The organism is Solibacillus sp. FSL H8-0523 (genome assembly GCF_038051985.1).
GTDB lineage: Bacteria > Bacillota > Bacilli > Bacillales_A > Planococcaceae > Solibacillus.
Map to the genome: position 1 here is coordinate 136,316 of NZ_CP150291.1, position 26,371 is coordinate 162,686.

Here is a 26,371-nt window from a genome sequence, read left to right on the forward strand (position 1 = left end):
TATGGAATCATTAATGATTGTGCTTGTTGGCATACTCGTAGCAGTTGCTACTTATTTAATCCTCTCTCGTAGTGTGTTACGTGTCATTGTCGGAACAGCGATTTTGTCACATGCCGTGCACCTTTTATTACTGACGGTAGGTGGCTTGAAAAAAGGAAGTGTACCGCTTTTAGGACAGGGGGCTGCACCGTTTACAGATGCCTTGCCGCAAGCGTTAATTTTAACGGCGATCGTTATTAGTTTTGCGGTAACTGCATTTTTACTTGTCCTTGCGTATCGGATGTATTTAACGAATGGCAGCGATGACTTACAGGAGCTTGGAGGGTCATCAGATGAGTAATATATTAGTGTTACCTATGATCGTGCCGATTATTACAGCGGCACTACTTGTATTTTTACATGATCAGATTAAATTACAACGAATCGTAAGTCTGATTACGATGATTTTCGTAAGCGGGGTATCGGTTGTCCTGTTGCAGCTTATTCAAACAGAGGGCATTTTGCGCCTTGATTTTAGTGGCTGGTTACCGCCGTTTGGGATTTTATTTGTGGCGGATTCGTTTTCTGTACTGCTCGTCTTAACGTCGAGTATTGTTACGACCATTTGTTTGATTTATGCGTTTTCGACAATTGGCGAAGCGCGTGAAAAAATGTACTTTTATCCGTTTGTGTTGTTTTTAATTGCAGGGGTAAATGGTTCGTTTTTAACGGGCGATATTTTTAACTTATTCGTTTGTTTTGAAGTCATGCTACTTGCCTCGTATGCGTTAATCGCACTTGGTGGAGAGAAATTCCAGCTACGTGAATCATTAAAATACGTATTGATTAATGTGGTGGCGTCATGGATGTTCTTAGTGGCGTTAGCGTATTTATACGGCACAGTGAAAACGTTAAACATGGCACATATTGCACAGCGTGTAGCAGAGGTTGGGCAAGAGCCGTTATTAACACTTGTGTCGTTTATTTTCTTACTGGTCTTTGCGCTAAAAGCCGGGTTACTGTTATTCTTCTGGCTACCAGGCTCGTATAGTGTGCCGCCAACCGCGGTGCAGGCACTATTTGCCGCACTGTTAACGAAAGTCGGGATCTATGCGTTATTCCGTACCTTTACGCTAATGTTCCCACTACAGCCGGAGATTACACACACGGTGATTGGTGTGATGGCTGGGCTGACGATACTTGCAGGCTGTCTAGGGGCGTTGTCAGGTAAAGATGTTCGAACGATTGCTTCTTATAATGTCATTATTGGCGTCGGCTTTATTTTGATGGCACTTGCGATTGGCAATGAAGAGGCTTTCGCTGGGGCTGTGTATTATTTAATTCATGACATGATCGCAAAGGCGCTATTGTTCTTATTAATTGGCACAATGGTCATGCTGACAGGCGAAATAGTCGTGAAAAACATGAACGGACTCATTCGAAACTATCCGCTATTCGGTTGGCTGTTCTTTTTAACAATGTGTGGACTAATCGGAATTCCGCCACTAAGTGGATTTATCGGCAAAGTGTTAATCGGGCAAGGTGCGGTCACACAAGGTTCTTACGTATTATTAGCGTTAGGCTTTGGCTCTAGTATTATTGTACTGTACTCACTGCTCCGTATTTTCTTAGCCTCTTTCTTTGGGGAAGCGACGATTAGCGAGGAAGATAAAAAGCCGATTCCAACAGGTGCGTATGTGTCGTTTGTACTTTTAGCGATATGCATGATTGTACTAGGTGTTGGCGCGGAGGGAATTGCTGTTTATGTAAATGACGCGGCGTATACGTTAGCCAACCCATCTGTTTATATTGACGCGATTTTAAATACGAATAAGTAAGGAGGGTGAGCGTATGTTAGGACAATTTATTATTAATATATTTATTGCGGCGTTATGGTTTTTATTAGCGGATGACCCGAATGCTGACTTTGCAACATTTATGTCAGGCTTCTTTGTCGGGATGCTGATTTTATATGCGATGCACCGATTTTTCGGTACGCAATTTTACTTACGCCGTGTATTAAAGATTTTGAAGCTCATCCTGTTATTTATTCAAGAGCTATTATTATCGAGCGTCGAGGTGTTAAAGCAAGTGCTAGACCCACAACTTAAAATTACGCCGGGCATCTTTACATATGAAACATGTCTTGAGGGTGATTGGCAAGTAACAGCGTTAGCATTGCTTTTAACGTTAACACCAGGGTCAGTCGTGATGGAAGTATCAGAAGACGGGAAAACGTTTTACATTCACGCCATGGACATTGTGGAATCAAAAGAAACGGTGCTGCGTTCGATAGGGAAATTTGAAATGGCCATCTTGGAGGTGACACAATGATTGATTTAATATTAAAGGCATCATTAGTGTTATTTATGGTAGGGATTGCGTTGTCACTTGTACGTGTGATTAAAGGGCCATCCTTACCAGACCGAGCGATTGCGTTGGATACGATTAGTGTGAATTTGATTTCGGCAATAGCGATTATTTCTATTGTGTTAAAGACGAAAGCATTTTTAGAGGCGATTTTAATTTTAGGGATTTTATCATTTATCGGAACAATCGCATTCTCGAAATACATTGAAAGAGGTGTCATCGTTGAGCGTAAATCAACTGATTGAGTTAATGGCGGCACTGTTCATTTTACTTGGCGCGATTGTTAGTGTCATTAGTGCATACGGCATGATTCGCTTGCCAGATGTGTATACGCGCTCACATGCAGCGACGAAAAGTGCGACGTTATCGGTACTATTGTGCTTATTCGGTGCGTTCGTGTATTTTTGGATTCATGATGGCTATGTGAGTATTCGTTTGATTTTAGGGATTGTCTTTGTATTTATTACAGCACCGGTTGCGGGACATTTAGTATGTCGCGCTGCGTATCGTTCACGTGTACCGCTTGCAGAAGGTTCAGGGGATGATGCATTAAAGCCGGTATTGTTTGGAGAAGAAGACGGTGAAGTAAAGTCAGATGGAGAAGAAATGAAATAAGTTGATGCAGAGCGCCACAAGTTATTAACAAAACTTGTGGCGCTTTTTTTGTTTTATACGCAAAAAAATTATTGCTGTGGATACATGTGGATAACTTTGTGTATAACTCGTAATTAGCACGCAAGTAGGAGCGAGAAAAGTAGGAAAAAAGGAAAATATGTACGTTTAGTAGCAAGCATTAGGACGAAAAAACGAAGATCCACACAAGCATGTAACCGTCTAATAGCAGGAGTTTCCCCATCATTATGCTCGTTTTGTGGATAACTAAAGGACAAGTTGTTGAAAAAGCGTGCTTAAATTGTGTGTAACTGTTGAAACAGTGGATAACTCTGTGGATAAAAAGAATATGTGGATAGTTTTTCTCGTTTAATTGACAAATACGCTAAGTTTTTATATAGTACACTACAACACTAATGTACTGATTAAGAAAGAAGGGGGGATCCATTTGGATTTCAACGCGCAAAGTACAACGCCTATTTATATGCAACTTGCAGATTGGTTGGAGCAAGAAATTCTTGCTGACCGTTTACTACCAGATGGCAAAGTGTATTCGCAATATCAGCTCGCCGAAATTTTCAATATTAATCCAGCAACAGCGGGCAAGGGATTAACGATTTTAGTAGAAAAAGAAATTCTATATAAAAAGAGGGGACTTGGGATGTTTGTTGTAGCTGATGCAAAACAGCGGATTATTGCAACGCGTAAAAATGAAACATTAACACAGCTAGCAAAGGAGCTTGTACAAGAAGCCAAGCGTTTAGGTGTTTCGGATGAGGATGTTATTAGCTTAATACAACATATTCAACAGGAGGGGTGAGCGATTTGATTTTATGCGAACAACTACAAAAGCGTTATGGGAAAAAAATGATTTTAGCGAATGTGTCTTTTGAAATAAATGAACCAAAAATTGTCGGTTTAATTGGTCGTAATGGGGTCGGCAAGTCGACGTTATTAAAAATGCTTGCAGGCCATCTAAACGCATCGAGTGGCACGATAGAAGTTGTTGGGAAAAAAGCATTTCAAAACTTAACGGTCGCTGCGAATACGATTTTGGTTGAGGCCCACATGACGTTTCCAAGTGTGTTAACGCTAAAAGAAATTTTGCAAAACGCACCGAAGTTTTATCCGAATTTTGCGCTTGATTTAGCGTTTGAACTGTTGAAATTTAGTGGCATTGCGGATGAAAATCATCACCATCAGCTGTCTAAAGGGCAAAAGGCAGCATTCAATTTAATATACGGCATGGCGAGCCGTAGTGCGGTGACGCTACTAGATGAGCCAATGAATGGTATGGACGAAACGATTCGCGATGATATGTATCGTGTGATTTTAAAGGACTTCTTAGCACATCCGCGCATTCTGATTATTTCAAGCCATTACTTAAATGAGATGGAGCATTTAATCGAAGATATTTTGCTACTTCATGAAGGACAGGTTGAGCTTTTTGCGCCGGTAGATGAAGTGCAAAACATCGCCGTAAAGCTTGTTGGGCAAAAGGATCAGGTCGCGCCGTATTTAGCGAAATGTGACGTGCTGTTAACACGGGAAAACGGGCCACTGTTTGAAGCGATTGTGCGCAGTAATGATGTGCCACTACCAGACAATGTGCGCCAGCAAAATTTAACGGCAAGTGACGTGTGTAAAGTATTAACGACGACGAAGGGAGGTTCTATTGATGACATCTATCGTAACGGTGAGTCCGGCGCGTAATGTATGGGAACAAGTGAAATGGAAGTGTCAGACGAGTAGTTCGATGTTCAGTACGATTATTTTAGTGCATCTTATTTTAGGGTTTCTGACGTCGGGTGGAACCGGTTCATTTTCTACGGGAGGTTCGTTTTTATCATTTGAAGCGCGTACGTATACATTAGACGTAGCGTTTTTATATAGCATTATCCTGATGCTTGGTATTGGCTGGATGCTTGCATCAGGTGCGTTGTCGCGAGATCAGTTTTCAATTGTGACAACGAATCAAACGGAAGTAGTATCGACCTTTTTCTTTTTTGTGCTACTGTCAATTTTTACGTTCGTTTCATCGGTTTGTATGCTTTGTATAAGTGTCGCAATTGAGATGCTGAAACTGAATGAACCGCTTGTGGTCGAAAATCAATTCTTTTCGGTAAGTACAATGGCGATGTTTATTGTTTGTATGCTTGTGGCGAGTACAATGGGTTACTTTATCCGTACGGTGTTTCAGTTTTCAAAGGTGCTACTTGGTTTACTCACAGTTCTGCTATTTTTACTCATTCGCATGTACGGCGTAGATAGTTGGAGTGCTGTATTTGGGACAACGAGTGCAGAAATTATTGGGCGTAGTAGCTTGTATGTCGTCTTATTATGGGGTGCGATTTTTGTTATGCGCCTACGTCGAGAGGTGAATCGTTGATGAGTATGGTTTTAATAATTACGATGGTGCCGGCTGTTTTTATCGTTTTACTAGGCATTTTTATGGCGAAATTTCGTATTTGGAAGCCGAAGCGCACATTTTATTTTGTAATTACTTATGCACTTTGTGGACTTGTGGCGTTTACGTATTTACTCATTGCGTCAAAGGATATGGATCAGGCACAATCAAAGGATGTAATTGTGCAGCAACTCGCTGAAAATGAAGAAATGACGGAGCGGTTAAAAATGCGTGATTTTACGGTGCTAAAACAAGAGCAGTTACAATTCACGGAAATGTTTGAACCAAGTGCTGAAGATGTTACAGTGAATCGTGATGGGGGGCTACGCCACATTCATACGGTCATTAACTGGGTAGATACCCCAGAGAATACCATTACCGCGAGCTATTACGAAACACCGATTTACATAAAGCGTGTTTATATGACGCCCTATGTAAAGGCTCCAGAGATTACGTTTGAAAATAATACAATCTTTATAAAAGACAAGGAAAGTCGCATTACGAGGAAGACAATTAATATGTCATTGGAAATGCTTAACGACGAAAGATGGAATGATCGAACGGATGAATTCGTCGGAAATCGTATTTTATACTTGAATGTTCCGAAGCAGTTCAATATCATTGATAGCGGTGGGTGGTATTAAACCACCTAAAACTTTCAATGAATTGAGCGAACACGTTGAAAAAGTTACTAAAACTTATTGTATTAATAGTAGGGATTTATGTATTTTTATATGTAAATAACAATTGGCTTGTGACGACGGAGCTAGTGTACGAGTCTGAAAAGATTCCACAAAGCTTTGATGGTTTTCGCATTACGCAAATAACGGATTTACATGATGCCACATTTGGTGAAAATCAATCACGGTTAGTTGAAAAAGTACGGGCTACCAATCCAGATGCGATTTTTTTAACTGGTGATTTAGTCGATAGTAGACGCTATGATTTGGATAATAGCTTGCAGGCGGTTGCGCAGTTTGTAGACATTGCGGATGTTTATTACGTGCTTGGAAATCATGAGGTTGCACTAAATTTAACAGATGAAATTTATGCGGCCCTAATGGATTTAGGCGTGCACGTCTTACCGAATGAGTCAGTAACGATTGAGCGTAACGGGGAACGCATCGTTGCTCTCGGTATTGAAGATCCGTTAATGGGACAAAATGTCGATGAGTCGATTGAGGCAGCACGAAACAACGTAGGAACCGATTCCTTCACGATGCTGTTATCACACCGACCTGAGCAATTCGAAACGTATATCGAAAAAGAAGTAGATTTAGTGTTTACCGGGCATGCGCACGGTGGCCAAATTCGTTTGCCGTTTATCGGAGGGCTTGTAGCACCAACACAAGGCATATTCCCAACGTATACAGCGGGTGTGTTTGAAGAAAAGGAAACGACGATGATTATTAGTCGTGGATTAGGTAATAGTCTGTTTCCGTTTCGTATCTTTAACTTGCCCGAAATCATTACTGTAAAATTGCAAGCAAAATAATAAAAACGTCACATTTGTGGCGTTTTTTTGTTGCAAAATTGACATATTAATTATTATTTACTTCCTTCTAAAAGTTATATATGATGAAAATAGATTAGATAATAATACAAAAAATAGAAAAAATATAATTATTATAGATTATATTTAACAGGTAGATATAATTAAGAGTTGGAGGGACCTTGATGAAAAATTGGGGGATTGGTGCGAAACTAACGGCATCGATTATCACATTATTAACATTAACATGTGCAGTTTTAGGGGTAACAAGTTATTTAAATAGCCATACGGCGTTAGAAAGACAGGTTCACGATAATTTACAGTCAAAAGCAGAGGACCTATCGCAATATGTAGAAGAGTTCTTTAAGCGTACGAATACTGAAGTAGAGGGAATTGCGGAGCAGGATGTTATTCGTAATATGAATTTTGCTGAGCAAAAAGCGTATTTACAGAAGCGTTTAGCATCAAGTGAAGATTATTTAGAGTTTGCGATTGTCGATGCAGATGGAATCGCCCATTATTTAGATGATTCTACGACAGATTTAGCAGACCGTGCATACATAAAAGCGGCATTTGCTGGTGAAACAGCGATGTCAGATACGTTGATTAGTCGTGTAACGAACGAGCCGGTTGTAATGATTGCCACGCCAATCGATACAGCAACAGGTGAAAAAGCCTTATTATTAGCTCGTATGGACGGTTACTTTTTATCAAACGTCTTAAATGAAATTGTTGTTGGAGAAACGGGTTATGCGTTCTTAGTAAATAAAGACGGGACCATCCAATCTCATACAAATGCGGAATTTGTAAAAAATCAAATGAATTTCATTTCGGAAGCACAGGAAACAGGAAATTCAACAGCCGAAGCGAAAGCGATTGAAGAAATTATCTCAAATGACCGAGGCTTTTATGAATTTAAGCATTCGGACGGTGATAATCGCTTTTTAGGGTACTACACCTTAACGAACGGTTGGAAGATGGCGGTTATGGCAAAGGAAGATGAAATGTTCGTTAGTTTAGAGACTATGCGTCTATTCATTTTACTTTCAACTGTTGTCGTTTTAATTATTGGACTTATTTTTGCCATTCTTGTATCGAGAGGTATTAGCCGCCCAATTCGCGCGGTAGTGAAAGTAAGTGAATTTATTGGTCAAGGTGATTTTACGCATAAACCAAATGCACATCATCAAAAGCGTCGTGATGAACTAGGGGTTTTAGCGCGTTCGTTAAACCAAGTAGTAGAGAATATGCATATGATGATTACAAAAGTGCAAACAAGCTCAAGTAACGTAAATGAAGCGTCATGCGAACTAATGGGCGATGTAGCAAAAGTTACTGATAATGCACAAGTCATTGCGCGCTCAATCGATGAAGTCGAGCGTGGTTCAATCAGTCAGGCACATGTCGCAGAAGAAAGTGCGGGTACGATGGGTCAAATGGCGATTGGCATTCAACAGGTTGCTGAAGTGGCAGGCACGGTTTCACAGCATACGGAGTTTATTGAAACAAAGGTACGTGATGGCTACAATGCGGTGCGTCACTCGATTGCACAAATGAATGCGATTCAAAGTGGTACCGCAACAGAAATCGATGTCATTCATAAATTAAAAAAGGAATCATCAGAAATCGGCTTAATTTCAAAAATGATTACCGACATTTCGGATCAAACGAATTTACTGGCATTAAATGCATCGATTGAGGCAGCACGTGCAGGTGAGGCGGGTAAAGGCTTCGCGGTTGTTGCAGGGGAAGTACGTAAATTATCTGAGCAAACAGCGGATTCAGCAGCACAAATTAATGCACTGATTCAAAAGGTGCAGCAGTACACAGAACAAGCGGTGCAAGCTGCAGAATTTGGTGAAGAAAATGTCGCACTTGGTTTGGCGTCGATTCATCAATTAGAAGAGCGTTTTGGTGAAATTGTCGAAGCCGTTACGGAAATTGCAACTGAAATCGAGCATTTAAGCGGTTCGGCACAGGAAATGAGTGCCAACACAGAAGAGGTTTCAGCTTCGATGGAAGAAATGTCGGCTTCGGTTACATCCGCTGCAGGCTATGTAAAGGATGTAGGCGTTTCGGCATCTGGCCAATTACAAACAGTCGATCAGATGAAAAAACAAGCAGATCAATTATCTCAGATGGCGAGCGACTTACAAGTTGCTACGCAGCAGTTTAAATTATAAGGTTCAGCAGCATAGGAGCACGTTTCCTATGCTGTTTTTATTTGATAAAACATTATATTCGCATCATTTTCTTGCGTTGCGTACAATGAAGAAAAGACGCTTTAAAGGAGTAGACTATGGAACAATGGATTACATGGATTGCGCTAGTTTTAATGGCAATCATGATTTTTCGCTTTATGCCGAAAAAGGGCGTGAAGTATATTTCAACGAAGGAGCTACAGCCGCTGCTTGAACGAGGGGATGTCGTGTTTGTCGATGTGCGTTCGGCAAGTGAATATAAAGAGGCGCATATTCCCAACTTTATTAATCGCCCAGTCGGTAGCTATTTAGGTGATTTACCGAAGGACAAGCCGATTGTGGTCATTTGTCAGAGTGGTGTGCGCAGTAATAAAGCGTGTAAGGAGCTTGTGAAGCTTGGGTATACAGACGTAACGAATGTACGTCGCGGGATGAATGGCTTAAAGGCAGCGTAAATAATAAGGAGAAGTCCCGCAGTTGGATTACGGGTTCTCTTTAGAGGTACAAAATTTAAAATAACTATTGAAATACCCTGTGAAATCTATTTGTTTTCAGAGGGTATTTTACATACTATATCGCATCTAAATTAGTACGATATAAAGGTGAACGTTCCCAAACAGTGGTTTGGGGACTTTAATACAAGGAGTTTTATAGATTATATAGAATATAAAACTTAACTAAAGGCGGTGTGTAAACTATTAGAAAAATAATTATATTGTTTTTTATAATGACGGTTCTTGTAGCTTGTTCAGAAAATAATGTGAAACTTAATGAATTAGTAAGTTTTTCAAAAGTTAAAACGGAGACTGAAAAAACATATACTGACGAACTTGAAGTAGAAATTTTTAGAAATGCAATAGAACACGCAATTAAATTAGATGGTATTGTTGATGTAGTTGACCCAATGTATAAATTTAAATTAGATGGTAAAGAATATTTTCTTTGGCTACATGATGCGGGTGGTTCAATTATGGAGACAAATGATACACATACAATTTATAAATTGCTAGAAGAAGATGCAAAGCAACTTAAAGAAGTAGTCAATTGATAGATTTTGTATATTAACGCACAAATTAATAAGATAACGTTCCCAAATGACACATAGGGAACGTTCAATCCAGCAGCTAAGATTTTCAACCAGTCTTAGCTACATCGCTTTGGGAATATTTATTCAACTAACGTCTTAGAATAGTGAAAGAAAAATCAATTGTTTTTTGAAATCTATATGTTGAACTTATGAAACTAACATTTCATTAGAATGAAAATCTAACTAAGAATACGTCGCCATCCATGGCAGCGACGCACTCGATTGAGGAAGATCTTTTAGAACGGAAAACTTTATAACTTTCTTTCACTACTGAGCAGGAGGATGAAATATTGCAAAAGAAAATAAAAATAATTGAAGACAGAAAATCATTTCTTTTAGCTATTGCTTTATTAATATATATTTGGATCTTTTTCAGTAATTACTGGCATTATCCATCTCCACCATTCGAGTCACTCACTTCAAAAGAGGTTATTCGTATTTTCGAGGAAGAAAGTTCTGAGAGCGGATTTATGAAAATTGCTACTGAAAAAAATTTTGATTGGTACGCATGTAAGGATACTATCTGTATAGACAAGAATATATTTTTCCCACTTGCAGATAGAGGTTGGGATAAACAAAATATGACTCCATATTATAAACCGAACGGAAAATCTATACGTATTGAGTATATTTACACTAAGAATCAATTTGACGGTAACCTAGGCACTACTCTAAAAATAGAAACATACCCTTGGGTGAATAGTGAAGATATTATTTTTTTGAAAATACCTCAAGATGTAGATTTTTAATTTAGATACATTGCATAATTAATCCATCCCATTATGAAATAACGTTCCCAAATCGAAGTTTGGACGCATATAAAAAAGGCAGAAATGTTGTTAAATCAACGTTTCTGCCTTTTTTAGTGGAACATTGTTTATACGCAATTTTATGCACGTTTCTACAAAGTCAGTGCCAGCAATGGTTTGATCGTGTTTTGTTGGATGATACAGCACTGGTCTTATTGAATGAAATCGTGCATATTTTCCAACCTCTAATTGTGGGCTTCTCCTTTTTTATTTACAGGCTATCTTTCATTGCTTGTAGTAAGGCGTCAGCTGTGATTCCTTTTTCGCCGCCACCTTGAACGAGTGCATCATTGCCGCCGCCTTTGCCGTTAATAAGCGGTAGCGCGGCTGCTGAGATGGTTTTCATCGATGTCGTATGAGCTTTCCCGCGTGCTGCAACGAATTGTAATTTGTCGTCATTTGTTGCGACAAGTAGCGCAATCGCTTGTTCGTTGTGCTCAGTAATGAAGCGTGCGAGCTTTTGTAACTCTTGAATCGAACGGTTTTCAAATGTACGCGCGGCAATTACTTCACTTGCTAGCGCTTGTGCTTCGTATTGTAGCAGTGCGTCCTGAGCGTCTTTTAAGTTTTTCTCGGTTTGCTTTGCAGCTGTCGCGAATTTACGCATCGCGTCAGCTGCTTGCTCTTCAGGTGCGCTTAGTTGGCGTGCGACATCTGAAAGTACGTTTTTACGCATGGCAAGTTGCTGGAGTACGCGCTGGCCGCATACAAAATGAACGCGAATTTGCTGTTTCATTTTTTCAGTTGCTAAAATTTTCAGTAGACCAACTTGTCCAGTAGACGTTGGGTGCGTCCCACCGCAGCCATTGTAATCGAACTCGGGAATAATGACTAAGCGAATGTCTTCGTCGACAATTACATCTTTACGTAAGTTGTAGTTGACTAAGTCTTCTTTTGTTACCCATTTTGTTTCAACTGGACGGTTTTCTAAAATAATTTCGTTGGCACGTTGTTCAGCGGCCGCTAATTGCGCTTCTGTCACGTCAGTTGTGTTTAAATCAATTGTCACAAGCTCTGTGCCTAGGTGGAAGCTCGTTGTTGCTAGATCAAAGAGCTCGACAAAAGCGGCGGTTAAAATGTGCTGGCCGGTATGCTGTTGCATATGGTCGAATCGACGCACCCAGTTGAGCTTGGCAGAAATTTCCCCGGAAATATTCGACACGTCCGCTGCTGTATAATGACGAATTTCATCATCCACTTTTTCAACGTCGCTAATTTCGATACCAGAAATCCAGCCTGTATCATGCGGTTGACCACCACCAGTTGGGTAAAAAGCGGTGTTGTCTAACACGATGTAGTTACGGCCTTCCTCACTGCCTGTTTTGACGACGGTTGCGTGAAACTCGGAAATCGTCGCATCTTGGTAATATAATAAATCCTTCATCTGTATCACTCCTTAAAACCTAGTTTGGCATATGGAAAACGGTGTGTCACGCGCAAATTTGGTCGTGTCATTTGACGCGTGAAAAATATCGTTTATCATTAGAAGAGAGATTTCCAAAAAGGGAGCTATTTACATGAACATTACACAGTATTCAGTTGACGAAATTTTAGATCCAACGAACATCATTGAAGGTAAGCGCTTTGAATTTTTACTAGATATCGAAGTGGATGAAGACGATGAGCTATATTCGGAAGCCGGATTAGAAATCCGCGCAATCGTTGGCTTAATTAATGAAGAAGTACGCATCATGAACTACTTCATTATTGATAAATCAAACAACGAATCACTAGAGTTTGCGTTAGAAGAAGACGAAGAGGCAATGGTTTTAGCGTTCTGCCAAGAAGAGCTATTAGCACCACCTACATCAGAAGACGCACAATAATGGAAGGGCAGCACGAGTAGTCGTGTTGTCTTTTTTTATGGGAATTTAAGGTTGATCACCATAAGTTGTCGGGAAAATAGTGTCGACGCGTAAATAGGGAAATGAAAAAGCTTCGGTACATGTTATTTCACATGCACCGAAGCGTTTATTTTTAAAAAGCAGCAATTGTACCGTCTGTGCGAGGTTCTGTACCACCATACAACACGCCGTTTGCATCGCGCCAAATAATTTGACCGCGTCCAAAGCTGCCACCATCTGTTGCGACATGAATGTCATGGCCTTTACGTTTTAACGCTTGCACTAAATAATTCGGGAAGTGCGGCTCCACATCAATGCGCTTATCACCAATCCATTGCCAGCGCGGCATATCGAGCGCGGCTTGTGGATTAAGTGCGAAATCCACAGTATGTGTCACGACTTGGAAATGCCCTTGAGGCTGCATATAACCGCCCATCACACCAAATGGTCCTACTGCTTCATTGTCCTTTGTTAAGAAGCCCGGAATAATCGTGTGATACGTACGTTTTCCTGGCTTTAAGAAGTTTGGATGGTTTTCATCGAGAGAAAAATCATAGCCCCGGTTTTGCAGGGACACACCTGTTCCGGGAATGACAATACCTGAACCGAAGCCCATGTAGTTACTTTGAATAAATGACACCATGTTGCCGTCAGCGTCTGCGGTTGCTAAATAGACCGTACCACCTTTAGGAATATCAAAAGGTGTTGGCTGCAGAGCGTGATCTGTTATTTCCGCGTAGCGCTTTTCACCGTAGTCTTTTGATAACAATGTTTCAGTCGTTACCAGCATTTCATCGCGTTCTGTGACGAATGCTTTGCCGTCTGTGTAAGCAAGTTTCATCGCTTCAATTTGCTTATGAAGTGTATCTGCGTCCTGCCATTTGGCTTCTGAGTGCTGATAAATATTGAGTGCCATTTGCGCGACAATGCCTTGGCCGTTCGGTGGAATCTCCCACACGTCATAGCCTTTATAATTCACTTTGATAGGATCGACCCATTCCACTTCGTAGCTTGCTAAATCGTCTTTTGTAAGAAAGCCATCGTGCTGTTTCATGAAGGCATCGATTTTGTCGGCGATGTCGCCTTTATAAAATGCCTCGGCATTCGTTTCGGCGATTTTACGTAACGTATCCGCATGACCGGGGGATGCCCAAATATCGCCGATTTCAGGCATGCGTCCGTCAATTGAAAACGTCTCAAACCAAGACTTAAATTCTGCGGTTGTCAGTGTTTCTTTATATTTTTTATAGCCGTTTTGCCAGTTTTGCCCGAGTGTCACGGAAATCGGATAGCCTTGTTCGGCATACGAAATCGCGGGTGCGAGCACTTCTGTTAATGGTAATTTCCCGAAGCGCTTTGACAATGCCGCCCAAGCAGCCGGCGCACCCGGTACAGTTACAGGAATGACCCCGTGCATCGGCATTTTATCAAAGCCGCGCGCGACGAGTGCTTCTTTTGAAATGGATGTTGCTGAAGGGCCGGAAGCATTTAAGCCGTGCAGCTTTTTGTCGTCATTAATCCAAACGAGCGCAAATGCATCACTGCCAATGCCGTTTGATGTTGGTTCAACAACGGTAAGGGCAGCAGCAGTCGCGATGGCTGCATCAACCGCGTTTCCACCCTTTTTTAAAATATCGAGCCCAGCCTGTGCGGCAAGTGGCTGAGATGTTGCCACCATTCCGCGGTTGGCAATGACCGTATTACGCTGACTTGCAAACGGATAATGTGATAAATCGAACATAAACAATTCCCCCAAATGTTTTTATTTTAATAATTCATCGACCCAGCGTTGTACCTTTAAGCCTTCTTCAAATGAAACGATAAAGCTTTCCTCACCAAGTAGCACATTGCGGCACGCCTCAAGCATCGTTTGCGGTGCTTCTTTTGGTGTAACTTCCACTTCTGCTTCATACGCTTTTGAAGTGAACACCTGTGACCAGTTGCGTAATGTGACCGTTTTTTCTGCACCAAAAATTTTGTAGTCAATGCGCTCTTCTTGGCCAATGCCGGCAAGGCCGTTAATAATCATTGGAATCCCACTCGTTGTTTTTGCGAGTGCCGATACACCTGTTTCACAAAGCGCTTCGTTTTCTGGATAGGTCGTATGGTGCGCGGTAATATCGAGATCGCCAAACAGATGATGCGTTAATTGTAAGTAATGCGGGAAAATCTCACGAATGAACCCGCCTTGTTCACGCGAGGCAATCCACGGATTTTGCTGCCATTTGCGCGGCCATTCTGAGAAATAGGTATGTAACTCAATGCGTACAATATCACCGATGTCCTGCAATTCCTCTTTTAATTGATGCACTGCTGCACCGTACATTAACGGGAAGTGCATCGCTGTTTTTACGTTTGCCTCATTCGCAACTTGTACCATCACTTCTCCGTCCGCGGCGTCATGGGCAAGTGGCTTTTCAGATAAAATATGCAGGCCGTTTTTTGCGATTTCCTGTGCAAGTGATGCGTGGCTAACGGGCGGTGTGCCGATATAGACCCAATCTGGCTTTAGCGCAAGTAGCGACTGTAAATCGTTTGTCGTCGGGACGGTATATTTTTCTTTTAGCTCGTTTGTGCGCTGTTCATTCGTATCGAAAATAGCAACGATCTCGTAATGTTCATTGTTTAAGGCTTGGTTAATAATGCGTTCACCGACAACACCTGTGCCGATAATCCCGATTGTAGTTTTTGTCATAAACTTGCTCCTTTGTAAGAGTATTCTGATAGTTAGTGTAGCATATTTTTCGGGAATCGGAATATAAAGAACAGGCTTTTCTCACAGTAGGCGCCGTTTGTGTGAAATACAGGGAAATATGTTTTACTTAGGGTAAGTTATCGCGCTTAAACTGTGAGTATGAAAAAAAGTAGACAAAAAGTGAAAATTAATTTCATAAATGGGAATAGATAAGCAAGGAGTGATCAGGATGAAGGTAATAATTATTGGTGGAGACGCGGCTGGCATGAGTGCGGCGATGGAAATCGTACGTAACAATAAAACAGCAAAAATTTTAGTGTTAGAAAAAGGTGATGTCTATTCGTACGGACAGTGTGGGTTGCCATATGTCATTAATGGCAAGGTAAAGAGTGCGGATGAGTTAATCGCACGTGATGTCGAGGAATTCCGTTCGAAATATGGGATTGATGCGCGCATTTTTCATGAAGTAACTGCGATTGATACGAAATTGCGAAAAGTATGTGGGATTGATGTGAATAGCAATGAACTGTTTGAATTTGACTATGATAAATTATTAATTGCAACCGGTGCTAAGCCGACGATTCCACCGATGGACAATGGAAAGTTAAAAGGGATTCATACGGTGAAAACGGTGCCGCAAATGGATGCATTAATGCGAGAGCTGCCGGATGTGAAGCATGTCACGGTTATTGGTGGCGGCTATATTGGTTTAGAGGTGGCAGAAACGGTGCGTGAGCGTGGGCTTGAGGTTCGATTAATTCACCGTGGCAATCAGTTGATGCCAGCACTTGATCCGGAACTCGCACAACTGTTGCTTGAGGAAGCAAAAAAGCACGGCGTTGAAGTGCTGTTAAATGAAAATTCGATAGGCTTTGAAGGTACAACCCATGTCGAGGGCGTGCGTACCGAAACAGGGGTTTACGAAACCGATTTAGTCATTGTCGCAACAGGTGTACGCCCGAATACGCAGTTTGCAGAAGGCTTTGCGAAGCTAGAAAACGGCGCGTTAATTGTCAATGATCATATGGAAACATCGATTGAGCATGTATATGCAGCGGGGGATTGTGCCACGCAGTATCACCGTATTAAGCGCCAGGTCGACTATTTACCGCTTGGCTCGACAGCAAATAAGCAAGGGCGCATCGCGGGGCTAAATATTGCTGGTTTCAACCAAATCTATAAAGGTATTGTCGGTACGTCGATATTAAAATTCTTTAATTTACACATTGGCATGACAGGCTTAACGAATCAAGCGGCAGATGAGCTAAATACACTTGTTGAGGCATATGCCATGACCGTCAATGATATTGCCAGCTACTATCCGAATGTACGCCCGATGAAAATGCGGATGTTAATCGATCAGCAAAGCCGTAAGCTACTTGGGTTGCAGGTTGTTGGGGAACATGGGGTTGATAAACGTATCGATGTATTTGCAACAGCACTTTATAATGACATGACGTTTGAGGATTTACTCGATTTAGATTTAGCGTACGCACCGCCATTTAGCGGTGTATGGGATGCCATTATGCAAATGCCGAAGCGCTACGGCAAAAAATAAATACAACGAAGAAGGCACGAGCTACTATTGGGAATAGCTCGTGCCTTCTTTTTTTCGTCCAGCATATAGCGCCAACTCCTCGAACATTTCGGTCCCTCCTGCAAAAGTTTTGCAGGAGGGACCTCCAATGTCTAGGCTCACACGATGTGAGTCATGTCGGTCATACCACATGGATGTGGCATGACCGACCGGTGTTGAACGGGCGCTATATACCTTTTTTTTATGAAAGAGGTAATAGTCAAATGGTCCAAAATGAATGAATATTTATGCGTTTTTGCATGCGAGCAGCTAGGTATCCTGCACCGGTGGAATCATGAAAAAGTGTAAATATTCGTTTGAACTTAAAACCACTATAGCGCAAAAATAATAACAAAATGCCATTTTAATGAAACTGTAAATGACATGTAATGTAGTCGGAATTCGCTTGAAGCCTATCGCAACAGGGGTTTATCCGCCATTTTAGTAAAAATACGCTGTCATGTGATGATATTTACATAACAAATAGATGACACATATGACAAACGAATTAAGGTTTTCGTAAGGTTGGACGCAGTTTTTTGTAAGGTTCGCTCGGTATAGTAAAACTAACAACAAAACGAGGTGTTCCATATGACAACTATTTTAAAAGTGAACAATGTTTCAAAGGTATATGGCAAAGGCCAAACCATATTTGAAGCGCTTAAAAAGATAACATTCGATATTGAAAAAGGTGAGTTTGTTGGGGTGATGGGCCCATCAGGTGCGGGGAAGTCCACGTTACTGAACGTCTTAGCGACAATTGATGCTCCAACGGATGGTGACATTTTAATCGATTACGCCAATATCGCCAAAATGAATGAAGAAAAGCTCGCAGATTTCCGTCGCGATCATTTAGGCTTCATTTTCCAAGATTATAACTTACTCGATTCGTTAACGGTACGCGAAAATATCGTGCTACCCCTAGCAATTGCCAAAGTAAAACCAGCAGACATCAAACAACGTGTTGAAAATATTGCCACGCATTTTGGCATTGCGGATTTACTTGATAAATACCCCTACCAAATTTCCGGTGGGCAAAAGCAGCGTACAGCCGCGTCACGTGCATTAGTAACCGAGCCAAAAATAATTTTTGCGGATGAACCAACAGGGGCACTCGATTCGAAATCAGCAACGGATTTACTTGAAAGCATGAGTCAATTAAACGAGCAGCAGGAAGCGACAATACTGATGGTTACACATGATGCTTATGCGGCGAGTTTTTGTCAGCGAATTTTACTCATTAAAGACGGGCAGCTATCAAAAGAGCTATTGCGCGGGACGAAATCGCGTAAGCAGTTTTTCCAATTCATTTTAGAAGAGCTGGCAGCATCGGACGGTGATATGCATGACATTATTTGATTTAGCGCTAAAAAACATCCGCCGCAATATGAAAAGCTATTCGCTCTATATCGGCTCGATGGTATTTAGTATTTTAATTTACTTCACGTTCGTAACACTGAAATATAGTGATGACATGTTCGCCGAGGCAGGCGGCTCGAAATTAATTAGTACGTTAATGAATCTTTCCTCGGTCATGCTCGTCATTTTCGTCGCGATCTTTATCGCCTATTCCAATTCGTTTTTCATGAAAAAACGTAAAAAGGAAATTGGCTTGTATTCACTATTAGGCGTACGCAAAAAACAAATCGGCTTTTTATTATTCTTTGAAAATATGGTCATTGGGCTATTTTCATTAATCGTCGGCATCCTGCTTGGCTTTTTAGCTTCAAAGGGCATTTTAGCGATTTTAATTCAGCTGATGGGCTTAACGATTGTTTCTAGCTTTACATTATCCGGTGAGGCAATTCGACAAACACTGTTGATTTTTATGATTATTTTTTTCCTGACGTCACTACAAGGCTACTTTGTGATTTATAAGTTTAAATTAATCGATCTTTTCAATGCAGAGAAAAAAGGGGAGGCCTTACCAAAGGCGAAGGCCATTGCGGCAATTTTTGGCGTAGTGATGATTGGCACGGGCTATTTTTTAGCATCGGCGGATCTGTTTACGTCTCAGGCTTGGAAACTGCTTGGAATCTCGACGCCACTTGTAATTGTTCTACTTGTTATAGCTGGCACATATTTATTATTTCATAGTGTTACGGTATTCGTGTTAACGAAACTAAAAAACAACGAGCAATTTGCATGGCGTGGCTTAAATTTAATGACCGTTTCGCAAATGCTGTATCGTATTCGCGGAAACACCAAAACATTAACATTAATTGCCATTTTAAGTGCAACGACCATTACGGCAGGTGGAGCAGTATTTGGACTTTATTACAATATTGGAAAAGATGTGGGGAAATCAGCACCAAATACATTCATGTGGCAGGGTAAATTTGTAAATATACAATCCGGTGGAATTTTATACAACGAAAATATAGAGGTTAAAAATAGCGATCTAACAATATACAGTAATTCGTATAACTATACATTTATAACATTATCTCAATATAATAAAATAGCATCTCTACAGGGAAAAGAGTCGTTAGAGTTGTTGGGAAATAATTCGTACGTCATTGATGCCTTTTATGATGAACGTTTTTCACAGGATTATACAGGAGGCAAAATGGAGGTAGGCAAGCAAATCTTTACGATTCAAGATTTTACAACGGAAGCGATGTTCAATACTCCAACTGTATTTGTAGCAGTGGTTGTTACAGATGAGGCTTACGAAGCAATTGAAGGCGAAGAACTTACGTATCAAATCGTAAAAATGGAAGACGAGAAAAATCAGTTAGCCGTTTCAGAGAAAATTCGCAAAGAAATTGGCGACACGGGTACATTCTCAAGCTACCCAGAAATGTATCAATCAATGGTGCAGTCATTTGGAGCGTTACTATTTGCCGGTAGCTTCTTGGGGTTAGTGTTCTTAATGGCAATGGGCAGTGTCATTTACTTCAAAATGATTACCGAAGCCGAGGAGGATCGTAGTAAATACGAGGTGCTCTTTAAAATGGGTGTGAGTGAAAAGGAAATGAAAAAAACAATTCGTGCACAGGTCGGCTTGATTTTCGGAATTCCGCTTGTACTTGGCATTGTGCACAGTGTGTTTGCATTAAAATTATTTTCGACATTGCTAAGTATGAATATCATCACACCGGTACTTATGTGGATCGCTGTGTATTCAGCTATTTACGGTGTGTACTACGTATTAACGGTATCGTATTTCAATAAAGTCATTCGACAAAACTTATAATGGAGGAAAATATAGATGAAAAAACTATTTATCGCATTTGGCGTAGTCCTTGCGCTATTTGTAGCGGGATTAGTGGTTTTAGCAACCGTCGATTATAATCGGCTAGGCAAAGAAAATGTCTATGTGCACATTACAGAAGATGGCGTAGAAGATCGGTTTGTTGCAGGTGATGGTGCGGTGCATAACATGTACTGGTATGAGCAGTCGGCTTACGATGAAAACGGGAACGAAATGCAAGTGAAATTCTCGGCACACAAAAATTTACGTCACAATGCGTATTTAATGCTGTATTTAAAAAATAGGAACGAGGTAACATCGTTTGATGAAGTACAATTCGATGATTTACCTACAAATGTGCAGGCTCAATTTAAATAATAGTTTGACAATTATTAGAAAATATTGAAAAATTAACAGTCATAAAGGGGTTGCTCAGCTGCCCTTTTATGGCTGTTTATGATTTAAAAATAAGGTGGGATTTGAAATGATTAGCGAACAAATTGAACGAAGAATATATACAAAAGAGGCCACACCGATTGAGCAGTTAGCACGTTTTTCTGAAGTTTTAGGTGGACCAACTATTTATATAAAGCGCGATGATTTACTTGGCTTAACCGGTGGAGGCAATAAAACGCGCAAACTGGAATATTTAATGGCCGATGCACTTAAAAACGGTGCGGATACGATTGTGACGTGTGGTGCTTTACAGTCGAATCATTGCCGACTGACACTCGCAGCGGCGGTAAAAGAGGGGCTACATTGTCAGCTCGTTTTACAGGAGCATGCGCATCGTAAATTTGATGAACAGGCACTTGGGAACCAGCAAATCTTTAAACTTTTAGGCGCAGAACAGCTACATATTGTCGCGCATGATACGGATTTAGTGGCACAAGCATTGGCGGTAACCGAGCAACTACGCAGGGAAGGGCGCAAGGTGTATTTTATTCCGGTTGGCGGTTCGAATGCGCTTGGGACACTTGGTTATGTGCGCGCGGCGGAGGAAATTTTAGCACAGTGTAAGGCGGAAGGTTTAGTGTTTAAAGAGGTCCTTGTTGGTAGTGGGAGTGGGGGCACACATGCCGGATTAGCGCTTGGTTTTTACGAGGGCAATGCACCGTTTTCGCTAATGGGGATTAATGTATCTGCACCGAACGCGGTTCAAGTTCTGAAAGTCGAGCAGGTGTTACAGGGCGCGGCACAATTACTAAAACTCACCGATTTACCAGACGGGCTCATTTCGTGTGAGGACGGCTATGTCGGGGAAGGTTATACCTTGTCAACGCCGAAAATGGTAGAGGCCGTGAAACTTTTGGCTCAGACAGAGGGGATTTTACTAGATGCGGTGTACACCGGAAAAGTAATGGCCGGACTAATTGATTTTGTGCGCCAAGGGAAGTATACAAAGGAAGACAAGATCTTGTTTATTCATACAGGTGGCGCCATGAGCTTATCGGCGTTTGGTAGGGAATTCATATGATTACCATTCATCCAGTTACAAAAAAGGACTTTCCCAATGGTAAAACTGTAACTTATCAATATTATTCAAATAGTTATTATGATATTCGAATGGAACAAACAGTTATCGGGTGGAATTGCACGTTACAATTACAACCACTTAGTCAACCATTCGAAAAGCAATTAGTAGAAGAAATTTTCGAGGATTATAAAAAAGGTTCAGAAAGTTACGTTGCAAAATGGAATAAGCAAGAAGCAGCGGTGATAGTATTTCAAAAGATGGCTTGGAACAATACGTTATTAATTCACGATTTATACGTAGAGGAAAGCTTTAAGAACCGTGGGATTGGTCAATATTTAATGAACTATGTGAAACAGCGTGCACATGAAATAAATGTAAGGGCGATTGTACTCGAAACACAAACATCTAATGTACCAGCTATTCAGTTTTATTTGAAAAATGGTTTTGCACTGGTCGGTCTAAATACAATTTCCTATTCCAATGAAGATATAAAAAATAAAGAGGTACGTATTGAAATGGCGTACATCCTATAGTAGTAAAGGGACTCCTTAATAAGTCCCTTTTGCATTCCCGCGGGCTTAGAGGTGGCTCATGCGCGGTTTTTTTAATGTAACACCCGACTGTCCAGCAAGTATTTCACATCATATTTCGTTGCAAGGTGCTTTAATAATAGTAGCAATGCGTCAAAATCATCTGCTTGAAGGAGCTGCTGGTAACTTGATTTTTCCTCGGTCGTGGCCTGTTTTTTAAAATAGCCCCACATATGCATGATGGCGTTACGCTGACTGCCGGTAGTAGGGGGCACGTTCAGCGCATCAGAAATGAGTGACGGGACGGTCGTGTAGTTTGCTTCTTTCATCGCCGTGCGAATGGTGTTGTAGTGATATTGACTATGAAGCATGACATGGTATTTTTCCTCGCGCCACAGTGTTTCAGCCTGCTTTTTCTCCATCTGCTCACCCCCTAAAGTTGAATCGTTACAGTAGTACCCTTACCAATTTCACTTGTAATTGAAACCTCACCGCCATGTGCGACGAGGATATCGCGTGCAATCGCTGTCCCAAGACCAGTACCGCGTATGTTTTCCGTATCGGAACCGCGGTAATAGCGTTCAAATACATTTTCGACATCCGCTTGTGCCATCCCACGCCCGTTGTCACGAATTTCAAGGTATGCCCGGTCATTTTTTGCTGTGAGGGTAACCATTATGCTCGTGTCATTCGGATTATGAATGAGGGCATTCACTAAAAAGTTGAGTAATGCCCGCTTCATTAAATGTTCATCAAGTGACCGTACAAGCTGCGGTGCATCGCTGTCAAAGCTTACATCACGTAGTGTAAATTGCGGATCATTCAAGACATCAATGACAACATCTCGTACAAGCTTTTCAATGCGCACCTTTGTTAGCTGAAGCGGTAATTGCTGTTCACGTAGCTTCATCGTTAAATTGAAATCATCAATCAGTTCACGCATATAAACGGACTTGCGTTCAATGACCTCTGCATATTCTTTGCGTTCTGCGGGCGAAACATTCGCATCGTTTAGTAATTCCGCATAGCCTTGAATCGATGCGAGGGGTGTTTTCATGTCATGCGAAATATTGCTAATCCATTCATTGCGCATTTGTTCTAATTTTTTACGCTCCTGCTCCTGTTTTTCTAGCTCACCTGAAACGTCCTGTAAGTTCGTGAAAACTTGCTTATAAATGCCGGGGCGCTTTACTTTTTGTAGCTGGAAATTGCGATTTTTAAGCTGCTGAATGCGATCAATCATCATATAAAGCGGCTTTGTTAAAATCGAGCCAAACATCAGCCCAGCTAGAAGGGCAATGACTAAATCGACGGCAATAATGTACAGCAAATACTGAGAAATGGTGTTAAGAATGGCCGAGTTATCGACCATAAAGGACACACGTGAAATATTCGGATTTTCAATGCCGATTAAATAGCTATAATCTTCAAATTCACTTATAAAAATGGTCGTGGCGTTGTCATATTCCTGGTATTTATAGTGCTGAATGAGATCGACTGGGCGATAGTGGGTCGGTGCTTCTTCAGGTGCAAGGGCGCGCACGATTTCTTGCCCATTTTTATCTAAAATTTGAATCCATGCTTGGCGACTTTGTAACACGTGTAAGCCTTCATCCATAATACGCGGCACACCCTGTTCAAGCGTTAAATAATCTGAAAAGCTCCGTACAAATACCTCGCCGGTCGTGTCAGTATTGCTATTAATGCCGTCTGTTGTGGCCTCTTTATATAAAATGACAAGCAGTAAAATGGTATTGGCAATAATGACGATAAATACAATCGTTAAAATTGTCATTAAAAAACGATTCGTCAGCTTCCATTTCATCGCGATTCACCTCCGAATCTTAAATGATAAATTTGTAGCCAAGCCCCTTAACGGTTGTAATGAAAACTGGCTTTGATGGGTCTTGCTCGACTTTTTCACGAAGACGGCGAATGTGGACCATGAGCGTATTATCGGCTCCAAAAAAGTCCTCGCCCCAAACCCGCTCAAATAATAGTTCCTTACTTAAAATGCGGTTTGGATTTCGCATAAAGCACGCCATTAAGCCCACTTCTTTTGCAGTTAATTCAAGCAAAGCTGCGTTCTTTTTTATTTCCGTTTCATCGGCATTCATCTCGAATGGCCCGCATATGGTAGAAGTACTTTCCACGATTGGTGCACTTTGCGTATAGCCAAGCCTACGTAACTGGGCCTTCACTCGAAACGCGACTTCCTTTGGGCTAAAGGGCTTTGTAATATAATCATCGCCACCGATTGCAAGTCCTAAAATTTTGTCGACCTCGTCGGATTTTGCGGATAAAAACAGCACAGGAATATGTGAGGTTTCACGAATTTTTTTACATAAGTCATAACCTTCTCCGTCAGGCAGCATGACGTCGAGTAACGCGATTGTTGGGGAAAATTGTTCGAATACACGAAGCCCCTCTGCGACGGATCCAGCGGTTTGGATGTCAGTAAAGCCTTCTTTTTTCAGTGCGGCCTTTAGTAAATTTCGTAAATCTGCTTCATCATCGACAATCAAAATACGCGGTTGTTCCATACAAGCACGTCCTTTCAAAAACTAGTAATTTCATTATAGAGCAAGTGGAAATGTTTTACCTTTGTGATAATTCGATTCGTAATCATTGTCGAAAAAATTGTATAATAGAGGAAAGGGTTAATTTTCCTAATATTCACGCGATTTTTACGATTTTCATATTTCAAGGAGGTTTTTACATGACAAATAACTATCAAACAGAAAACAACCCTGCACTCGATGTAGAGGAAACATTAACATTTATCGAGGAGCTGACTGTCGAGGCAGCGGAAACCTTATTTGTAAACGAATTTACGAACGGGATTTTAAATCCGAACGAACCGATGCTTGGCCCATTAAAAGATGGTGGTACCATTATTGCGAACACCGCACCGGGCTGCTGGGGACCCATGATTACACCGGCAATTCGTGGTGGGCATGAAGTGACAAAGCCAGTTTATATAGAGGGTGCTGAAGTAGGGGATGCACTTGTTATTGAAATCAAGTCGATTCAAGTGACATCAATTGCCACGTCTTCTGGAACTGATGAGGCTCAAAGCGACCGCTTTATCGGGGATCCTTTTGTGAAAGTGAAATGCCCAGGTTGCGGCAAGCTGTATCCGGCAACGGAAATTCAAGGCATTGGGCAAGAAGCGGTAAAATGTGTGACTTGTGGGACGGATACAACACCGTTTAAAATGACAAACGGCTATACGATGGCACTTAGTCATAAAGGGGATATCGGGTTAACGCTTGGTAAGGAAGCTGCGCGTCGCATCGCACTAAACCCAAAACAATTTATGCGTACACCGGAAAACTCGGTTCAAAACCCTGTAACTGCGTTTGCGCCGAGTGATTTAATCGGACTAATGGCTAGAATGCGTCCATTTGTTGGACAACTTGGTACAACGCCGTCAAAAGCAATGCCCGATTCGCATAATGCAGGCGATTTTGGTACGTCTTTAATTGGTGCGCCGCATGAATTTACAATGACGGAAGATGAGCTCGACATTCACCGTACAGACGGGCATATGGACATTAGTCGCGTACGTGAAGGCGCGGTTGTCATTTGCCCCGTGAAGGTACCAGGTGGTGGGTTATATGTGGGCGATATGCACGCGATGCAAGGTGACGGTGAAATCGCAGGGCATACAACCGATGTGTCAGGAATCGTACAGCTTAAGGTAAGTGTGCTGAAAAAGGCGAATTTACAAGGGCCTGTACTATTACCAAATGCGGAGGACCTACCATATACAGCGAAGCCATTTACAAAAGAAGAAAAACGAGTGGCGCGTGATTTGGCTGAGGAATTTGGCGTGAAAAATATGGAAGATAGCCTACCATTAGCAATTGTTGGTTCGGGGGCAAACTTAAATCTTGCCACGGATAATGCGTTAGCCCGCGCGGCGAAGCTATTTAACTTATCAATAGAAGAGGTAAAAAACCGTGCGACCATTACAGGTTCTATTGAAATTGGCCGTCACCCAGGTGTCGTAACAGCCACGATGCTGGTGCCAAAAACGATGTTAAAGCAGGCGCGACTACTTAAGCCAATTAAGCGTCAGTACGATTAGAGC

28 protein-coding genes are annotated in these 26,371 nt (G+C 41.4%); 22 read left to right on the forward strand and 6 right to left on the reverse strand.

Going from position 1 to position 26,371, the window contains the following annotated elements; genetic code table 11:
- Nucleotide 1 precedes the first annotated feature (1 nt).
- The 14 genes from NSQ62_RS00680 (at nt 2) to NSQ62_RS00745 (ending at nt 10,897) form a co-directional block, all read left to right on the forward strand.
- Complete coding sequence (locus tag NSQ62_RS00680) at nt 2-340, forward strand: Na(+)/H(+) antiporter subunit C (RefSeq protein ID WP_341322032.1); 339 nt, start codon at nt 2-4, stop codon at nt 338-340.
- Nucleotides 333-1,817: a Na+/H+ antiporter subunit D gene (locus NSQ62_RS00685; RefSeq protein WP_341322033.1), complete on the forward strand. Its 1,485-nt coding sequence runs from the start codon at nt 333-335 to the stop codon at nt 1,815-1,817. Before NSQ62_RS00680 ends, NSQ62_RS00685 begins: the two co-directional genes overlap by 8 nt.
- A gap of 13 nt (nt 1,818-1,830) precedes the next feature.
- Nucleotides 1,831-2,313, forward strand: a complete 483-nt coding sequence (locus tag NSQ62_RS00690; protein ID WP_341322034.1) for a Na+/H+ antiporter subunit E — start codon at nt 1,831-1,833, stop codon at nt 2,311-2,313.
- Complete coding sequence (locus tag NSQ62_RS00695) at nt 2,310-2,594, forward strand: Na(+)/H(+) antiporter subunit F1 (RefSeq protein WP_341322035.1); 285 nt, start codon at nt 2,310-2,312, stop codon at nt 2,592-2,594. Before NSQ62_RS00690 ends, NSQ62_RS00695 begins: the two co-directional genes overlap by 4 nt.
- Nucleotides 2,572-2,964, forward strand: coding sequence for a Na+/H+ antiporter subunit G (locus NSQ62_RS00700; protein ID WP_341322036.1), 393 nt, complete (start codon nt 2,572-2,574; stop codon nt 2,962-2,964). Before NSQ62_RS00695 ends, NSQ62_RS00700 begins: the two co-directional genes overlap by 23 nt.
- Before the next feature lie 445 nt (nt 2,965-3,409).
- Nucleotides 3,410-3,781 (forward strand): GntR family transcriptional regulator, encoded by a 372-nt coding sequence (locus tag NSQ62_RS00705; protein WP_341322037.1) that lies wholly within the window; start codon nt 3,410-3,412, stop codon nt 3,779-3,781.
- 5 nt (nt 3,782-3,786) lie between these two features.
- Nucleotides 3,787-4,674, forward strand: coding sequence for an ABC transporter ATP-binding protein (locus tag NSQ62_RS00710; RefSeq protein ID WP_341322038.1), 888 nt, complete (start codon nt 3,787-3,789; stop codon nt 4,672-4,674).
- A complete protein-coding gene (locus tag NSQ62_RS00715; protein ID WP_341322039.1) occupies nt 4,640-5,350 on the forward strand; it encodes a silver transporter in 711 nt (236 codons plus the stop codon). The genes NSQ62_RS00710 and NSQ62_RS00715 overlap by 35 nt, the downstream gene beginning before the upstream one ends.
- Nucleotides 5,350-6,012 carry a glucose-6-phosphate isomerase gene (locus NSQ62_RS00720; RefSeq protein ID WP_341322040.1) on the forward strand — a complete coding sequence of 221 codons (663 nt, stop codon included), beginning with the start codon at nt 5,350-5,352 and terminating at the stop codon, nt 6,010-6,012. The genes NSQ62_RS00715 and NSQ62_RS00720 overlap by 1 nt, the downstream gene beginning before the upstream one ends.
- A gap of 35 nt (nt 6,013-6,047) precedes the next feature.
- The gene (locus NSQ62_RS00725) at nt 6,048-6,863 is read left to right on the forward strand and encodes a metallophosphoesterase (RefSeq protein ID WP_341322041.1); all 816 of its coding nucleotides are present in this window, start codon (nt 6,048-6,050) and stop codon (nt 6,861-6,863) included.
- A 182-nt stretch (nt 6,864-7,045) separates the two neighbouring features.
- Nucleotides 7,046-9,043 carry a methyl-accepting chemotaxis protein gene (locus NSQ62_RS00730; RefSeq protein ID WP_341322042.1) on the forward strand — a complete coding sequence of 666 codons (1,998 nt, stop codon included), beginning with the start codon at nt 7,046-7,048 and terminating at the stop codon, nt 9,041-9,043.
- 116 nt (nt 9,044-9,159) lie between these two features.
- Nucleotides 9,160-9,516: a rhodanese-like domain-containing protein gene (locus tag NSQ62_RS00735; protein WP_341322043.1), complete on the forward strand. Its 357-nt coding sequence runs from the start codon at nt 9,160-9,162 to the stop codon at nt 9,514-9,516.
- Between the two features lie 272 nt (nt 9,517-9,788).
- Complete coding sequence (locus NSQ62_RS00740) at nt 9,789-10,109, forward strand: hypothetical protein (RefSeq protein WP_341322044.1); 321 nt, start codon at nt 9,789-9,791, stop codon at nt 10,107-10,109.
- A 329-nt stretch (nt 10,110-10,438) separates the two neighbouring features.
- On the forward strand, nt 10,439-10,897 hold the full coding sequence (locus tag NSQ62_RS00745) for a hypothetical protein (RefSeq protein ID WP_341322045.1): 459 nt from the start codon (nt 10,439-10,441) through the stop codon (nt 10,895-10,897).
- A 271-nt stretch (nt 10,898-11,168) separates the two neighbouring features.
- On the opposite strand, the gene NSQ62_RS00750 is transcribed toward NSQ62_RS00745, so the two are convergent.
- On the reverse strand, nt 11,169-12,341 hold the full coding sequence (locus NSQ62_RS00750; protein ID WP_341322046.1) for a DHHA1 domain-containing protein: 1,173 nt from the start codon (nt 12,339-12,341) through the stop codon (nt 11,169-11,171).
- Nucleotides 12,342-12,474: 133 nt separating this feature from the next.
- On the opposite strand from NSQ62_RS00750, the gene NSQ62_RS00755 reads away from it, so the two are divergent.
- Nucleotides 12,475-12,783: a DUF6509 family protein gene (locus NSQ62_RS00755; RefSeq protein WP_341322047.1), complete on the forward strand. Its 309-nt coding sequence runs from the start codon at nt 12,475-12,477 to the stop codon at nt 12,781-12,783.
- Nucleotides 12,784-12,934: 151 nt separating this feature from the next.
- Here NSQ62_RS00755 and NSQ62_RS00760 read toward each other — a convergent pair whose 3' ends face one another.
- Entirely contained in the window at nt 12,935-14,542 is a 1,608-nt protein-coding gene (locus tag NSQ62_RS00760) for a gamma-glutamyltransferase family protein (RefSeq protein ID WP_341322048.1), read from the reverse strand.
- A gap of 21 nt (nt 14,543-14,563) precedes the next feature.
- On the reverse strand, nt 14,564-15,496 hold the full coding sequence (locus NSQ62_RS00765) for a Gfo/Idh/MocA family oxidoreductase (RefSeq protein ID WP_341322049.1): 933 nt from the start codon (nt 15,494-15,496) through the stop codon (nt 14,564-14,566).
- A 229-nt stretch (nt 15,497-15,725) separates the two neighbouring features.
- Between NSQ62_RS00765 and NSQ62_RS00770 the strand changes: the two genes are divergently transcribed.
- The 6 genes from NSQ62_RS00770 to NSQ62_RS00795 all read left to right on the forward strand — a co-directional run bounded on the left by NSQ62_RS00770 (nt 15,726) and on the right by NSQ62_RS00795 (nt 22,278).
- Complete coding sequence (locus NSQ62_RS00770; RefSeq protein ID WP_341322050.1) at nt 15,726-17,054, forward strand: FAD-dependent oxidoreductase; 1,329 nt, start codon at nt 15,726-15,728, stop codon at nt 17,052-17,054.
- Between the two features lie 609 nt (nt 17,055-17,663).
- Nucleotides 17,664-18,431, forward strand: a complete 768-nt coding sequence (locus NSQ62_RS00775; protein ID WP_341322051.1) for an ABC transporter ATP-binding protein — start codon at nt 17,664-17,666, stop codon at nt 18,429-18,431.
- A complete protein-coding gene (locus tag NSQ62_RS00780) occupies nt 18,418-20,271 on the forward strand; it encodes an ABC transporter permease (protein WP_341322052.1) in 1,854 nt (617 codons plus the stop codon). Before NSQ62_RS00775 ends, NSQ62_RS00780 begins: the two co-directional genes overlap by 14 nt.
- Before the next feature lie 15 nt (nt 20,272-20,286).
- Entirely contained in the window at nt 20,287-20,646 is a 360-nt protein-coding gene (locus tag NSQ62_RS00785) for a YxeA family protein (protein ID WP_341322053.1), read from the forward strand.
- 106 nt (nt 20,647-20,752) lie between these two features.
- Nucleotides 20,753-21,745, forward strand: a complete 993-nt coding sequence (locus NSQ62_RS00790; protein WP_341322054.1) for a D-cysteine desulfhydrase — start codon at nt 20,753-20,755, stop codon at nt 21,743-21,745.
- Complete coding sequence (locus tag NSQ62_RS00795; protein WP_341322055.1) at nt 21,742-22,278, forward strand: GNAT family N-acetyltransferase; 537 nt, start codon at nt 21,742-21,744, stop codon at nt 22,276-22,278. Before NSQ62_RS00790 ends, NSQ62_RS00795 begins: the two co-directional genes overlap by 4 nt.
- A 71-nt stretch (nt 22,279-22,349) precedes the next feature.
- Here NSQ62_RS00795 and NSQ62_RS00800 read toward each other — a convergent pair whose 3' ends face one another.
- The 3 genes from NSQ62_RS00800 to NSQ62_RS00810 are packed head-to-tail and all read right to left on the reverse strand — an operon-like array spanning nt 22,350 to nt 24,818.
- Entirely contained in the window at nt 22,350-22,697 is a 348-nt protein-coding gene (locus NSQ62_RS00800) for a YbgA family protein (RefSeq protein ID WP_341322056.1), read from the reverse strand.
- 11 nt (nt 22,698-22,708) lie between these two features.
- A complete protein-coding gene (locus tag NSQ62_RS00805) occupies nt 22,709-24,100 on the reverse strand; it encodes a HAMP domain-containing sensor histidine kinase (RefSeq protein ID WP_341322057.1) in 1,392 nt (463 codons plus the stop codon).
- A 19-nt stretch (nt 24,101-24,119) separates the two neighbouring features.
- Nucleotides 24,120-24,818, reverse strand: coding sequence for a response regulator transcription factor (locus tag NSQ62_RS00810; RefSeq protein WP_341322058.1), 699 nt, complete (start codon nt 24,816-24,818; stop codon nt 24,120-24,122).
- A 176-nt stretch (nt 24,819-24,994) separates the two neighbouring features.
- Between NSQ62_RS00810 and NSQ62_RS00815 the strand changes: the two genes are divergently transcribed.
- Complete coding sequence (locus tag NSQ62_RS00815) at nt 24,995-26,368, forward strand: acetamidase/formamidase family protein (protein ID WP_341322059.1); 1,374 nt, start codon at nt 24,995-24,997, stop codon at nt 26,366-26,368.
- Nucleotides 26,369-26,371 lie beyond the last annotated feature (3 nt).